Source organism: Caballeronia sp. LjRoot34 (assembly GCF_964253815.1).
Classification (GTDB): Bacteria; Pseudomonadota; Gammaproteobacteria; order Burkholderiales; family Burkholderiaceae; genus Caballeronia.
Genome location: NZ_CAXUSB020000002.1, coordinates 1,682,491 through 1,696,023 on the forward strand (window position 1 = coordinate 1,682,491; position 13,533 = coordinate 1,696,023).

Sequence of the window (13,533 nt, forward strand, 5' to 3'; positions counted from 1 at the left end):
GCGTCGCGTCAAGGGTCACCTCACCGCGAAGCACTGTTGCCTTTCGTCCAGTATCCGTCTTTGCTATGAAACGTGTGCAGCGCCGTTTCGTAGGTACGGCTCAGCGGCACCAGATCATCGTAGTCCGGGCACTTCTTGATCGCTTCACGTGTGAGGTCGGTGACAATGCTGGACCCGAACCAATCGACAGAATCAACCCACTCAGTCGCCAAAAGCACGGTCTTTCCTCCGGGCCACCAGTTTCGAGTGTCCACTGTCAGATAGCGAATGATCCACGACTCGTCATCGAAGATAAAACCCGACACGTGACCTATGCTCCCGTCACGCGCCTCGATGTGGTAACCCGTCACAGCCTCGGTACTTCGCAGATGCACATCCTTCGATAGCGCGTCGGCCTCAAGTTCGTCCGGCTCGAATGGTTCCGGCTGGGTACCCGGGCCAATCTGCATTGGACCGAGCACCGGGAAACCGCCCATGCCCCACGAGTCGCGCCCGCCCCAGTACTCCGGATAGCCGTAGTAGCGGAGATAGTCCTGCTCATGCCGGCGAGACACGGGTTGATGCGTATTGATGCCCGGACTGTTCTTCACCTGCTCGCGCGTCAGATCCACCGACACGCTGCCCGCGCCCGGGTCGGTATGTTTGACGGAATAGGGTGAGATCAATACGCGATGACCCTTGAGCCAGGTTCCCGTATCGACAACGAGATATCGGACGCCCCATGCCTCGTCATCAAAATAGACTTCATCGACGCTACCCAACACGCCATCGCTTGCAGCGACCTCGCTACCTTTAAGACTTTCTATGCTTCTCAACATGTTCAATACTCCCCATATTTAGAGCTGGCAACAAGCCTGGTCCCAGGTTGCCGAAACGATCAGAATAAGCTTCGCGCGTCCCCGACACTTCGTGGATCGTCTACCGCCGAGCCTCGATGATCTTCAGACAACAGTAATCTTCCAGGGCCGGCAGGACACTTTTTCTAGGTCGTCTTCCGGAGATGCGGCTGCAGCCAAAGATCGAGCTGTCCCGCGGTCATCGCGCCGCAGTGGCGTTCTATCTCTCTTCCATTCCTGAGGAGCACAAGCGTGGGGACACATTCAATTCCGTAGCGTCGAGCGAGCGATGTTTCCTGGTCCGTTTCCACTCTCGCGAACAATGCCCGCCCGGCGAGCTTACGCGCGCCGGCGGAAAAATGGGGCGACATCGTCTTCGATACGCTGCACCATCGCGCCCAGAAATGAATGACGACAGGCAGGTCGGACGCACCAACATATTGATCGAACGTGGCCGCGGTGAGTGAAATCAGTCCACCGCCTGAGGATCGTTTGTGGACTGCGATTTGTGCAGGGGCACCCACGATCGATTGGGTTGAAAACCCTTTCGGAACGGGGCCATTTCCATAAAGCCTGTTCATATTCCACTCCGCAATTCATCATTACGACGGCTCGCCCCTGGTCGCTCGCACTCGGGCGGCGTTCCCGGTTGCTGGTCCCGGGTTGATGTCAGTTCGTCTTAACAACAATATTCCGAACACGCACGTTCGGCTTGCGTCAGATCAAGGTCACTTGCGGTTAATTTGTTCGACTAATGCGCTCTCGCAGGCTTAGGCCTTATTAGCCAAGGCGGTTTCAAGGGTCAAATTGAGCTGAGTAGTACCCGCCGTTTAATGTCTTGAGACACTCCGCTCAGGGGACGAGAACCGCGGCGCCTTCAAAGCGGCCTGCGCGTAGATCGGCTAGTGCCTGGTTAGCCTCTTGCAATCGATATCGAGTGGTCTTGGTGACAATGCCGATCTGTGGCGCCAGACGCAGGAAATCGATCCCGTCCTGGCGCGTCAGGTTGGCAACCGATAGCAACTGCCGCTCTTCCCATAGCAAGCTATAGGGGAACGCGGGAATGTCGCTCATATGAATGCCCGCGCACACCACGCGTCCGCCTTTGCGGACGGCTTTCAAGGCGCACGGCACCAAGCCGCCTATGGGTGCAAAGATGATGGCGGCGTCGAGCGCTTGTGGCGGCGTTTCGTCCGATCCACCCGCCCAGGTTGCACCAAGGCTACGGGCGAACGCTTGTGTCGCCAGGTCTCCGGGACGCGTGAAAGCAAAAATCGAACGGCCCTGCCATTCAGCGACCTGGGCCAGAATGTGCGCAGCCGCCCCGAAGCCGTAAAGGCCCAGGTTCTTGCCGTCGCCCGCAATGGTCAACGAGCGCCAGCCAATGAGTCCCGCACAGAGCAAAGGGGCAATCGACTCGTCGGTGCCGGACTCGCCGAGTGGAAACGCAAAGCGTGAGTCCGCAATCGTCGCGGTGGCGAAACCGCCGTCGCGCGTGTACCCGGTGAATAATGGCTGGTCGCACAGGTTCTCCCGGTGCGCGATGCAGAACGGGCAGACACCACAGGTGTGACCCAACCAAGGAATACCGACTCTCTCACCCAGTTGCAGACCTTCGACGTCTACCCCGAGAGCATCGATGCGCCCAACAATCTCGTGGCCGGGAATGATGGGAACTTGTGGATGCGCCAACTCACCGTCGACAACATGAAGGTCCGTGCGGCAAACACCGCACGCGCCCACCTTCACGCGAATCTGGTTCGGACCAGGTTCCCGGTCGGCGAACTCGGTCCATTCAAGCGCACCACCAATCTTGTTCAGCACCATTGCATGCATCGATCTCTCCGTTTGCATGACCTTGAGCAACGTGGCCTGGTTGCATGTTTGACGGCTATTTAAAGCCTGAGGCTGGCAATGCGCAGCACTTAACGACTCGTGAAATCCAGCACCAGCGGCTCCAATTATTCTCAGGGAGATCTGATAATCATCTACGTTATTCTAATGATTAAATCCAGGCACCCTGATTTCCGGCTCAGGTCAGCCACACCGCGTATTCTGCGCAGGCCCCCCCCCCCGGAGCGTCGCTCGACGCCATTGAAAATGCGCGGATAGCGCTAAGCGCACCGCTTTTAAGCCGTCAGGTCTCTTCGATCTTCTCGATGTGACCGGTAAAATTCCTGCCTCAACCATGAGCAAAAGAGTCTCCCAGTATCTCGTCGCGCTCGGCGGAATCCGATAACAAAAAATCGCGTCGTGCTTCATCAATTACCCGACGAACGTAGCCGGTGCGCGGGTCTTGACCTTCGTGCTTTATATCCCAGTTCCGCTCCTCAGCATCGGGCAAATGGGCTATCGGCAACGGAACGGACGTCTCCGAATGCTCTCCGGGCACGGGCGCTCTTTGATTCAAGCGTCCAAGCACCTCCTGACGAATTTGTTCCGCGGTAAAAGTTTGCTTTTCCATGACAGCCTCCTGAGATCCACACGCCGCGCTATGTTGTGCCTCAGCCGCTCGGCGTAAATCTGAGAAATCACGCCCCCGCGAACTTCTACGCGCTCATGTTCACAATAGCGCCGAGCACACGGCAAAGGCAGACTCGGAAACTACTCAGGCAGATGTTCCAAGTCGCTCGTGGATGAACGGTTTTCGAGTGCAGATTTGACTGCTGAATAATTCTTTGGAGGAAGGGGTGAATAAAACGCCTTGCGTGGGTGGGTGGTTTTCACACGATTTGGTCTTCACTAACTGAGTAGTTTCCGATCCTGCCAGGCAATGTTTTACGGAGTACATTGACTAGATGAAACTGATCCGATCATCACGGATAATTTTCGCCCCTTTCGTCGACGGACGTGCTGCCTCATAGCGTACGAACGCGTCACCCTATAGTCATAACACTAGGAGTATTGCCATGGCACTACCAATCTGGGGCGTTTTGGGTGGCATGACAGCGCTATTCTTTGCAGCACTTTTTTTGCGTGGGCAGAAAATGCTGGAACCTCGGAGAGTAGCGCTTAAGCGTAGCGGCCCGAAATAAGACCGGCAGACGGGTTTTCGCTCGCGCCGGAGGCGAGCCTTTCTATCCGGTGGAAGGCGGTTCATCGACACCATTGGTCTGCGCCAGTTGCGCCGCAAGCGCGAGGCGCGTCAACGCCGGCAATGACCTCGAGCCTGTTTTTTTCATGATCAACGCCCGGTGATTCTCGACCGTACGCTGACTAATGCCGAGGTCCGCCGCAATGATTTTGCTAGGGCATCCCGCAAGCACGAGATCCATTATCTGGTGTTGTCTTGGCGTCAGGCCCGAGATGTGATTCGCCGCCGCCTCACGCCAGGCAAGCAGTTTTTGCGAGTTCACCGACTGTTCAAACGCGCGTCCCACGCTTTCGAGCAACTCGGCTGTGCCTATCGGCTTTTCAATGAAATCCGAGGCGCCTTCCTTCATGGCCTGTACCGCCACGCTAACGTCACTATTGCCCGTGATCATGATGGCCGGCAAGCGGTCGCCCCTGCCATGCAATAGCTTGAGCAGATCGACTCCTTTCATACCGGGCAAATAGGCATCGACCAGAAGACATGCCTCCCTCCCCGGTTTATAGGCTTCCAGAAAAGCCTCACAAGACCCGTAATCCTCAACGGTGCGGCCGTCGTCTTCAAGGGTCTGACGAATTTCCGTGCGGATATGCGGGTCGTCATCGACTATGTACACGACGGACGACGCCTGTCCCGCCGGCCGCGCCACGGGCACTAAAGCCTGCGGCGCCACTGAATGGAGCGAAGTGTCCATGAGACCTTCGATCGCCTTGATGAGATCATTAACCTTCACCGGCTTGTTCAGGTGCAGGCATTTACCCTGGGCAACGTCGCGCAGTGTCTCCAGCGATATGTCACCCGTCAAGATGATCGCCGGGACTTCCCAACGAGCGATTTTTCGAACGCTGGCAACAACCTGGAGGCCGTTCATGCCGCCCGGCAGGTTGTAGTCCGCCAGGATAAGGTTGGGTTGAATGACGTGCTGAAACACGAGTTCCAATCCCTCGACACCGTCCGATGCTGTCCTTACGTTATAACCCTCTGCCTTGAGTATTAATCCGATCAGGTCGCGTACTTCAGGGTCGTCCTCTATAACGAGTATCGAGCCGTTGCGCGCGTGCGACTCGGGCCTTGAAACTTCGGTTATACGCTCATCATCGTGCTTCGGAGGCGCACTCGTTTCGAGCGGTCCAAGCATGACTTCTATCGCGAACACGGAGCCCTTGCCGGGCTGAGAACGTACCGTAATTTGATCGCCAAGAAGATCGGCCAGACGATTCGCTATTGACAGACCAAGACCCAAGCCCCGGCTGCGCTCACGCGCTGCGTTGTTCAACTGATGGTACTCGTCGAATATTGCCTTTAGCTCATCGTTCGGAATGCCAATGCCTGTGTCCCAGATTTCGATGCGCAGTTTATCGCCTCGGCGGCGGCAACCTAACAACACGCGCCCCCGCTTGGTGTACTTGAAGGCATTGGACAGCAGGTTACGAATCACCTGCATCAGCAAATGCGGATCGCTTCTAATCAAGAGACGACAGGGAGCAACCCGGAAGGTGAGGTCCGACGGCAACGTACGATCGTTAAACTCGTCCCTCATTTGATCAAGGAGCTCGCCAATCGGAAAACTGACCAGCTCCGCATGAACGGTTCCGGCTTCGATCTGGTTGATGTCCAGCAATGCGTTCAACATGCCGGACATTGAGCTCAGGATATGCTCGAGACGTTCGACCATCTTCTTCGCGACGTCGCTTTCAACCGCATTCGCGAGGGAACCTTGCAGCAGCACAAGCGCTTGCAGGGGCTGGCGCAAGTCGTGACTCGCCGCAGCCAGGAATCGTGACTTCGCATTATTGGCCTGGTCTGCAAGCTGTTTGGCTTTCCTCAACGAGGTCTTTACCAACTTGCGTTCGGTGATGTCCGTAAATGTAATGACAACGCCCTCCACGCGGTTGTCCTCGGTTCTGTACGGCAAGATCCGACGAATAAACCAGATACCGGTTTGCGCCTGAATTTCACGTTCGGACGGAACAGACGTCGCCTGTACGGTTCGTGTGTCGGCAATAAGATCATCATCCGCGGCCAGTGAACTGAGATCCCGCAGGGGACGGCCTATGTCACCTGGGAGAACGTTGAACAGCGATCTCGTCGCAGGGGTAAAGAAGCGGATATTGAGCTGCATATCCAGGAAAAGCGTTGCTACCTCGGTGCTATACAAGACATTCTGAAGATCGTTGGACGTCGTGCGCTGCCGTTCCAGCGTCTCCTGTAGCTGGCTGTTGAGTGCCGTCAGCTCCTCGTTCAACGCTTGCAATTCCTCTTTTGACGTCAGCAGTTCTTCGTTAGTCGATTGGTATTCTTCGTTAACCGACAACGCCTCCTCGTTGACCACCTTATGGTCCTCGCTGATTATCTCGAGGCTTCGAATCGCATTGGCGAGTTCCGCTTTCGTCGCATCGAGCTCGCTCTCGAGCTCTGCAACTCGAGGCACGTCCTCAGGCGCGATAGCAATGGCCTTCCTGTCATGGTGATCCTGATGCGGGTCGTCGACAAAGGAAACCAGGAACATTTCCTCGCCATCACTCGAGACAGGCTGGACGTCCAGCTTGAAACCCACCACGCTGCCGTTTTGCATCGTCGTGCCCCCCGCCACCACAACACGTGTATTTCCCTGCTTCGCACGCTGAATGGCGAGCCTGAGCCTGCTGCGCACATCCTGCGGGGCCATTGCGAGGATGTCCTGAGTAGGAGGACCTGACGCGACGTGCAGATACCGGTCGGTGGGTCCGACGGAATAGATGCACTCATGATCCTTGCTGATCAGGACGGTGGCAGGCGCATGCGACTGTATGACCAGCCGCCTGCATAACTCTGCCATTGCGGATTGGCGCGAAACGGCGTGGCCCTGCTCTTGCCGGGACGCAATGCGAACAGCGTTGGCCGAGTTCATCGAAAAGCCGACGTCGTGCGACCTGCCGTGACCGGTATGCCGATAAATGCGCTCTGACTTCGAAAGAATCTCGAAGCGGCCGTCGGGTTTTCCAACCGTCTCAGCACTTCCTAGCAGGAGAATTCCGCCGTCGCGTAATGCGAAGTGGAAAAGGGACACGGCCTTTATCTGTGCTTCGGGATTCAGGTAAATAAGCAGGTTGCGGCACGAGACCATGTCAAGCCGGGAAAATGGCGGGTCCACAAGCACATCATGGACAGTGAACACCACCATCGAGCGCAGATCGGGCGATACCCTGTAGTTGCTGCCTTCCTTGAGGAAAAAATTGCCAAGTCGAATGGGCGAAACATCTGCCTCGATGGTTTCTGGATATAGACCTTCGCGAGCCTTCGCAAGCGCATCGGGGTCGGCATCCGAGGCAAAGACCTGCAGCTTGATGCTGCGCCTCGAGGCCGCAATCTCCTCGCGAAAAAGCATGGCAAGCGAATAGGTTTCCTCTCCTGTGCTGCACCCCGCGATCCAGATGCGGATATCCTGACCCGGTGCTTGGAGGCGGACGAGCTCGGGCACAACGGTTTTCGCGAGCAGATCAAAAACCTTTGGATCGCGAAAAAATTGGGTGACGTTAATGAGAATGTCTTTAGCGAGAAGTTCGAGTTCGACAGGGTCGTTAGCAAGAACCTCAGTGTAGGCAGCCATGTTGCGCGTCTCGACTGCAGCCATTGCGCGGCGGCGCTCTATTCGACGCTCCAGCGTACCGCGCTTGTAAAGCGTGAAATCGTGATCGGTTCTCGCGCGCAACAACTCAATAATCGCAGCCAGCCAGACCGGCCCGGCGCCTTGGCTCGAACTCTTGTCAACCGCGTCGCGGCCTGGAATTCGTCGCCGGTGTTCAATGAGCGCTTCCGGAATTTTTGCTAGCGGCAGCACCAGGTCCACTGCGCCAGTGGCAATCGCGCTCAGTGGCATTCCGTCAGATCCCGCTTCGTGCGGATCCTGGGCAATGATCATTCCGCCTTGCTCCTTGATCGCCTTCAGACCGAGACTGCCATCCGCGCCAGTTCCGGACAGGACAACGCACGCTGCCTGTGGGCCGTACTCTTTCGCGAGTGAATGAAGCAGGAAGTCAAAGGGTAACCTCGCGCCGTGACGTGCTTGTGGAATGGAACTGCGTAACATTCCGCCGGCAACGGATAAATAGGTACCCGGGGCAATAATATAAAGGTGCTCCCGCTCGATCAACATACCGTCTGCCGCTTGCACGACGGTCATCCGTGTATGACCGGCAAGCAAACTCACTAATAAGCTTTCGTGAGCCGGATCGAGGTGCTGGACGAAGATCCATGCTGCGGCGGTGGTTGGCGGCAACGCTTCGACAAGCTTACGGCATGCGTCGAGTCCGCCCGCCGATGCGCCGACACCGACGACAAAAAGGCCGTCGCCTGGAGAGGCGGAATCAACGTCTGAAAGTGGCTTGCGCTTCGACCTGGGTCGAGAGAGGCCAGCCTGACGGACGAGACTTGCAGGCATTTTGTGTATCCGGAGAGAATTGCATCGAAGCGGCCAGCGCTCCTCGAGTCTTCCCGGCTTACAAATGCAAGCCGGTCAGCGGGCGTAGTGGGTAGATGCAGGGCATTCGACGGTTGCCCCAGAGGCACGCCGCAGCAGGTTCGCTTGTAAGTAGCGGTTAATGCGTTCTTTAGTATGAAGATCGAAGAATAATGAGGCCAATGGGGAAATTAATCGGGTTCCCCACGAGTTTCCCTTTAGTTTCCCTTTAGCTAGCGCACGAATCAGGCCCGAACGGTTTATTCAGGGAATTTATGCGCGTTTTATCCACGTAACAGCGTGTGCATTCGATTTAACAATCGTACTCGCCTATCTAAGCGCTGTCGCGTTTTCGGACCTCAAAGGAGAATTCCCGTTAAACGAATCCAGTGCACCGCCGCCGCTCCGAAAGGCGTCTTCTGAGTAGTTTCCGAGGCTGGCGCTGCGGCGCATGAAAGCGCTACCCTCGCCTAAGGAAACATCAGCGCAATGCCCGCATTCATTGAACGCCGCGGCTTGTGTACTACTCAAGTGAGAACACCGTGTATAAGCGCATCCTGGTCGCAATCGATGGAAGCGAGACGTCCGTCCTGGCGCTCGACGCAGCCCTGGCAATCGCGCGTGAAGTCGATGCCGAATTGCAGCCCGTCTATATCATCGACGCACCTTTGATGGCTTACGACGCCCCCGGCTACGACCCTTCGCTCCTGCGCAATGCGTTGATCAAAGAAGGAACCCGGGTAACGAATGAGGCGCTCGCGAAAATGCATCTGCAAAAGACCCGCGGCGTCGCGCGGATCGCCGAAGTCGACCTGTATGGCGACGGCATTGCACAACGCCTGCTGGTTGCAGCGGACGAGCTGAAAGCCGATCTTGTGGTGATGGGTACCCACGGGCGCCGAGGTTTCCAGCGGCTCTTGCTGGGAAGCGTTGCAGAGCGTTTCGTCCGAATGGCGACGTGTCCGGTCCTGCTGGTTCCTGCTCCCCATCCGGCTACCCTCACCGCCGCAGCGCCTGCCGCAGCAGAATCCATCGACAATCCGGCCTGATCGAGTAGACCTGGCCGACAGCCTTTCAGGAAGTGCCATCATGAATCCCATCACCCTTTTCCTTGCGTTGGTACTGGTACTTGCCGGGCTGGCTACCGGTGAATTTGTGAGCGTGTGGCTGGCTCCGCTGTTCTTTATCGCAGCCGTGCTGGTGTTCCTGTCCGTGAAGGTCGCGAACGTCTGGGAAAAATTCGTGGTGCTACGCGTTGGCAAGTTGCAGGGAGTCAGGGGACCCGGGTTCTTCATGATCATCCCGGTTATCGACAACGTAGTTGCGGTCATCGATGAACGGATCCAGACCACCTCGTTCAATGCCGAGCAAGCGCTCACGAAAGACACGGTACCCGTGAACGTCGACGCGATCATCTTCTGGCACATCCACGACGCACAAAAGGCGGCATTGGCTATCACGGACTATCGGCAGGCGATTGATCGGGTAGCACAAACGTCGCTACGGGAAATGATCGGGTCATCCATGCTCGCGGCACTGCTGTCGGACCGGCGAGCAGCGGACGCCCAACTGCGTGACGAGATCGGCGCCAAGACGGCGGAATGGGGCGTGACGGTCGGCTCCGTCGAGATTCGCGATGTGGCAATCCCGGTGGCATTGCAGGATGCGATGTCGCGCCAGGCGCAGGCCGAACGCGAAAAACAAGCCCGCGTTATCCTGGGTTCGGCAGAAGCGGAAATTGCGGCCAAGTTCGTCGAGGCGGCAAAGGTGTACGAGTCGCAACCGGGTGCGCTGCAGTTGCGCGCGATGAATATCATCTATGAAACGACCAAGGAGCGCGGGGCGACCATCCTCATGCCGACCTCGATGGTCGACAGCCTGAATCCGCCGCTCGCGCTTGCGATTGCCGGACGTGATCTGCCCGGTGCCGAGGTCAAGCCGCTCATCAAGACGGCTGCGTAGCTACTGCTTCTTCAATGCCGGTCGCCGTTGCATCGATCGATGTCCCGGCATTGCCGGCGATCATCGCTTCGATGTCGCTCAACGCACCGATGACCGCCCGGCGACCCGTGCGGTTGGCGAAGTCGCAAGCCGCCTCCACCTTTGGCGCCATGGATCCAGCCGAGAACGCCAGCTCGCCAAGCGCTCCAGGATTCGCCCGCGCGACCAAGCGTAACGACGGCTTGCCCCAGTCGAGATAAACCCCTTGCACGTCGGTCGCGATCACGAACAGATCCGCCTTCAGTTCCGCTGCAAGCAACGCTGCGCTGCGGTCCTTGTCGACTACTGCCTCTACGCCCTGATGCCGTCCTTCTGCGTCAGCGACTACCGGAATCCCGCCGCCCCCGGCGCAGATCACCACGCAACTGTGTTCGAGCAACCAGCGCACAGGCTCTATCTCGAGCATGCGCACCGGCTTTGGACTCGGTACGACACGCTGCAACTTGTCGCCTTGCGCCGCCACGGTCCAGCCCTTTCCCTGCGATGCCACCGCCGCGTCGGCGACCGTGTACCTGGGTCCGATCGGTTTGTCGGGGTGTTCGAAAGCCGGGTCGGACGCGCTCACTTCGACCATGGTCAGCAAGGTCACGCAAGCCCGCCCCGCAGGCAGCAGGTTGCGCATTTCCTGCTCGATCATGTAACCGATCATGCCTTCCGTTTCCGCATCGAGCACGTCCAGCGGGAAGCTCCCCGCCTGCAGCGCGAGCATGCCAACCTGCGGTCCGTTGCCATGCACGATCACGAGATCGTTGCCGGCTGCGGCCTTCGCGAGTTGTGTGGCTGCTATCCGCACGTTGTTGCGCTGCGCTTCGGCGCTGATCGCCTCACCGTGCTTGAGCAGCGCGTTGCCGCCCAATGCGATTACCATCAGCATTGCGTTCTCCTCACTCGGCCAGCGTGGCGACGAGAACAGCCTTGATCGTATGAAGGCGGTTTTCTGCCTGCTCGAAAACAATCGATGCGTCCGACTCGAATACGTCGTCTGTCACTTCCACCCCATTCAGCAAGCCGTATTTATCGCCGATCTGCTTGCCGATCTCCGTCTTGGTGTCGTGAAGCGCGGGCAGGCAATGCATGAACTTCACGCGCGGATTGCCGCTGGCCGCAAGCAAGGCCGCATTCACCTGGAAGGGCAGTAACTCCTCGATCCGTTCGCCCCACTTTTCGAACGGCTCACCCATCGATACCCAGACGTCGGTATAGATGAAATCGACACCCTTCACCGCTTCCGCCGGTGTTTCCGTCAGCGTCAAACGCCCTCCGCTAGCCGCCGCGAACGTGCGGCATTGCGCGATCAGGTCATCGTGCGGCCACAACCGGCGCGGCGCACACAGGCGTACGTCCATGCCGAGTTTCGTGCCCACGATCATCAACGAATTGCCCGTGTTGTTATGGGCATCGCCTATATAGCAATAGCTGATTTCGTGGATCGGCTTGTCGCTGAATTCATGCATGGTCAGCACGTCGGCTAGCATTTGCGTCGGGTGGAACTCGTCAGTGAGCCCGTTATACACCGGCACTCCCGCGTACTTGGCGAGTTCGTCCACAATCTCCTGACCGTAGCCCCGGTATTCGATCGCGTCGTACATGCGGCCAAGTACGCGGGCGGTATCTTTCATCGACTCTTTATGCCCGATCTGGGACGCGCCCGGATCGATATAGGTGACATGAGCGCCCTGATCGTGAGCCGCGACTTCGAATGCGCAACGCGTGCGCGTCGAGGTCTTTTCGAAGATCAGCGCAATGTTCTTGCCCACCAGACGCGCGATTTCCGTGCCGGCATATTTGGCGCGTTTAAGATCCCGCGACAGATCGAGCAGGTAGCGAATCTGACGCGGCGTGTATTCGATCAGCGTCAGGAAACTGCGGTTATGTACATTGAACACGATGAGATCCGGTAGAGAATTGGGTGAGTGATTCAGGCGTCGATCGCGTCACGCTCGACCGGGCAACTGAGGCAATGCGTACCGCCACGCCCGCGTCCAAGTTCACCGCCCGGGATCTCGATGACCTCGACGCCCGCCTGCCGCATCTTGCGATTGGTATAAGTGTTACGGTCATACGCGACCACCACGCGCCGGTCGAGCGCCAGCACGTTGTTGCCGTCATCCCATTGTTCACGCTGGGTTTCATACGCATCGCCGCCGGTTGTCAGGATGCGCAGTGACCCCACCCCGAGGGCATTGCTCACGACCGTCAGGAACTTGGCGTCATGGCGCTCGTAGTGGATCTCACTGGGTGCGTCACCCGGATACAGGCTGGTGCAACGGATTTCATCGGCGACCTCGGGATAGATGCTGACGAAGTCGATATCGAGAAACGAGAACACCGTGTCCAGGTGCATCGAAGCGCGCCGCTTCGGGAACTCGCACGCGATCACCCGCTTGGCGCCACCGCCCGCAAACAGATGCCGCGCGACCTGAGTGACCGCTTGCGGACTCGAGCGCTCGCCCATGCCGATCAGCACCACGCCATTGCCAATGGACATGACGTCACCGCCTTCCATTGTCTCCACGCCGAAGTTGCGATCCGGGTCGCCCCACCACGTATTCACCTGGCCGGCGAAGCGCGGATGAAAGCGGTACACGGCGGCGACCAGCAATGCTTCCTTGCGGCGCGCCGGCCAGTACATGGGGTGAACCGTGACACCGCCGTAGATCCACGCGCTGGTGTCGCGCTGGAAGATCAGGTTGACGAGCGGCTGGATCACAAAGTCCGATTGCTCCAGATAGCCGCCAAAAAGGCCGCGGGCGTCGAAAGGCATCTCGGCTTTTGCCACGCCACCGACCAGCACCTCGGCCAGTTGTTGCGCCGGCATCTGTTCGAGCCAAGCGCGCAATTCTTTCAGCATCCCGGTGCCGACTTCTTCTTCCACAATACGTCGATCGAGAATCCAGTCGCGCGCGACCGGGTCGCCGCATATTGTTGCAAGCAGATCGTGAAACTCCAGTACTTCGATACCCCGCTCGCGCATCACTCCCGTGAAAACGTCGTGGTCTTCGATCGCCTTGTCGACCCAGATGACATCGTCGAACAAAAGGGCTGCCGCGTTGGCGGGAGTCAACCGCCGGTGTGCAAGACCAGGACGGCAGACCATCACCGTGCGCAGCTTGCCCGCTTCCGAGTGAACGCCCAGAGCCATCAGTGATTCCCCCTCATGTCTTCAC

10 protein-coding genes are annotated in these 13,533 nt (G+C 58.0%); 2 read left to right on the forward strand and 8 right to left on the reverse strand.

Translation table 11 applies throughout. The features are described 5' to 3' along the window. Positions 1–20 precede the first annotated feature (20 nt). From ACSQ36_RS27175 to ACSQ36_RS27195, 5 genes are all read right to left on the reverse strand, one after another. Positions 21–818 (reverse strand): PRC-barrel domain-containing protein, encoded by a 798-nt coding sequence (locus ACSQ36_RS27175; RefSeq protein ID WP_436184359.1) that lies wholly within the window; start codon positions 816–818, stop codon positions 21–23. 164 nt (positions 819–982) lie between these two features. Next, positions 983–1,417 carry a thioredoxin family protein gene (locus tag ACSQ36_RS27180; RefSeq protein WP_436184360.1) on the reverse strand — a complete coding sequence of 145 codons (435 nt, stop codon included), beginning with the start codon at positions 1,415–1,417 and terminating at the stop codon, positions 983–985. Positions 1,418–1,688: 271 nt separating this feature from the next. Then, positions 1,689–2,672, reverse strand: coding sequence for a zinc-dependent alcohol dehydrogenase family protein (locus ACSQ36_RS27185; protein WP_436184361.1), 984 nt, complete (start codon positions 2,670–2,672; stop codon positions 1,689–1,691). A gap of 346 nt (positions 2,673–3,018) precedes the next feature. Further along, the gene (locus ACSQ36_RS27190) at positions 3,019–3,300 is read right to left on the reverse strand and encodes a hypothetical protein (protein ID WP_436184362.1); all 282 of its coding nucleotides are present in this window, start codon (positions 3,298–3,300) and stop codon (positions 3,019–3,021) included. Between the two features lie 613 nt (positions 3,301–3,913). Further along, positions 3,914–8,347 carry a chemotaxis protein CheB gene (locus ACSQ36_RS27195; protein WP_436184363.1) on the reverse strand — a complete coding sequence of 1,478 codons (4,434 nt, stop codon included), beginning with the start codon at positions 8,345–8,347 and terminating at the stop codon, positions 3,914–3,916. A gap of 560 nt (positions 8,348–8,907) precedes the next feature. Here ACSQ36_RS27195 and ACSQ36_RS27200 point away from each other — a divergent pair. Continuing rightward, the gene (locus ACSQ36_RS27200; RefSeq protein ID WP_436184364.1) at positions 8,908–9,414 is read left to right on the forward strand and encodes a universal stress protein; all 507 of its coding nucleotides are present in this window, start codon (positions 8,908–8,910) and stop codon (positions 9,412–9,414) included. A gap of 40 nt (positions 9,415–9,454) precedes the next feature. Continuing rightward, positions 9,455–10,327 (forward strand): slipin family protein, encoded by an 873-nt coding sequence (locus tag ACSQ36_RS27205; protein WP_436184365.1) that lies wholly within the window; start codon positions 9,455–9,457, stop codon positions 10,325–10,327. On the opposite strand, the gene ACSQ36_RS27210 is transcribed toward ACSQ36_RS27205, so the two are convergent. Genes ACSQ36_RS27210 through ACSQ36_RS27220 form a run of 3 tightly spaced genes read right to left on the reverse strand, consistent with a single transcriptional unit; the run spans position 10,311 to position 13,508 of the window. After that, on the reverse strand, positions 10,311–11,240 hold the full coding sequence (locus tag ACSQ36_RS27210; protein ID WP_436184366.1) for a carbamate kinase: 930 nt from the start codon (positions 11,238–11,240) through the stop codon (positions 10,311–10,313). The two genes, ACSQ36_RS27205 and ACSQ36_RS27210, sit on opposite strands and share 17 nt — an antisense overlap. 10 nt (positions 11,241–11,250) lie before the next feature. Next, on the reverse strand, positions 11,251–12,255 hold the full coding sequence (locus ACSQ36_RS27215) for an ornithine carbamoyltransferase (RefSeq protein ID WP_213765454.1): 1,005 nt from the start codon (positions 12,253–12,255) through the stop codon (positions 11,251–11,253). Positions 12,256–12,284: 29 nt separating this feature from the next. Continuing rightward, complete coding sequence (locus tag ACSQ36_RS27220; protein WP_436184367.1) at positions 12,285–13,508, reverse strand: arginine deiminase; 1,224 nt, start codon at positions 13,506–13,508, stop codon at positions 12,285–12,287. Positions 13,509–13,533 lie beyond the last annotated feature (25 nt).